At 58.7% G+C, this 1571-nt stretch carries 1 protein-coding gene; it reads right to left on the bottom strand.

What is annotated here, in order from left to right; all coding sequences use genetic code 11:
• Nucleotides 1–164 precede the first annotated feature (164 nt).
• Entirely contained in the window at nt 165–1181 is a 1017-nt protein-coding gene (epd, locus tag ACZ6S8_RS39575; RefSeq protein WP_060448409.1) for an erythrose-4-phosphate dehydrogenase, read from the bottom strand.
• Nucleotides 1182–1571: the final 390 nt, after the last annotated feature.

Genomic DNA, 1571 nt, shown 5'->3' on the forward strand with positions numbered 1-1571 from the left:
TCACTTTACCGTCTTTTACCGGCACGTTCAGATCGGAGCGGATCAGTACGCGTTTACCCGCCAGATCCAGATCGGTCATCTTAATTACAGACATGGTGAACCCTCTTTATTGAATCTCTATAAAATTGCCTGAGCAGCGCGCCCATCACGCCGGCGCCGCCGTACTAGAAACCGCTGGCGGCCATTGCCCGTGTTGTATCCAACATCCGATTGGCAAAGCCCCATTCATTGTCGCACCAGACCAAGGTCTTTATCAGGTGCTGCCCGCTGACCCGGGTCTGCGTACCGTCGACGATAGCGCTGTGCGGGTCATGGTTAAAATCGATCGAGACCAATGGTAATTCCGTGTAGTCAACTATACCACGAAATGATTCCCGTGCGGCCTTTTGCAACAGCTGGTTGACCTCCGCCACCTTCACCGCGGCGCTCACGCTGACGCTAAGATCGATAGCCGTCACGTTGATGGTCGGCACGCGCACCGAGATAGCCTCGAAGCGATCGCAAAACTGCGGGAAGATGCGGGTGATGCCCGCGGCCAGCTTGGTATCGACCGGAATGATCGACTGGCTCGCCGCGCGGGTGCGCCGCAAATCCGCGTGATACGCGTCGATCACCGGCTGATCGTTCATCGCCGAGTGAATGGTGGTCACGGTGCCGGACTCGATGCTGTAGGCGTCGTCCAGCAGCTTGATCACCGGAATAATGCAGTTGGTGGTGCACGAGGCGTTGGACACGATGCGGTGTTCCGCCAGCAGCGTCTGATGGTTGACGCCAAACACGATGGTGGCGTCCAGATCGTTGCCGCCCGGATGGGCGAACAGCACTTTCTTCGCCCCTGCCGCCAGATGGGCTTCGCCATCCGCCCGGCTGCCGTACACGCCGCTGCAGTCCAGCACCACGTCGACGCCCAGATCGCCCCAGGGCAACTGCTCCACCGCCGGCTGATGCAACAGGCGAATCGCGTCGTCTCCGACGCTCAGCGTGTCGCACTCTTGCCGCACATCCCACGCAAAGCGGCCGTGGCTGGAATCGTACTTCAGCAGATGGGCCATGCCTTCGGCGTTCGCCAGCTCGTTGATCGCCACCACGGAGATTTCCGCCCGTCGTCCCGATTCGTACAGTGCGCGCAATACGCTGCGGCCGATGCGGCCAAAGCCGTTTATCGCTATGCGGATGGTCATGCTGCTCCTGAAAAAGGGCCGTCCACGCCGGGTGACTCACCGGCGCCGCCCGGCGCTGACTGGTTGTCTCACTAACCCGCATAGAGTAGTGGATCGTACCGCCCGCTGTGAATCGCCGAGTTTGCATTATTCCCGCGCTTCAGCGGTTTTTCACCGCCGTCACATCGGCATTTCTGTTGAAGAGTGCTTCAACTGAAACGCTTCAGCTGAGCATAAACCAAAGTTTTGGCAAAAGGAACAGGTGCGACAGTTCCTCAGGTAACGGACGGGAGTTTTACGAGCATAAGATGATCTGGCGCACATTTTTGGCCTCAAGACCGCGACGAATTTTCGCTCGCCGGCCCCGTTTCGCCGTAGTGCTCACGAAAATAGTCGCGCAAAAATTCGACC

It is taken from the genome of Streptomyces sp. NPDC048461 (assembly GCF_055587105.1).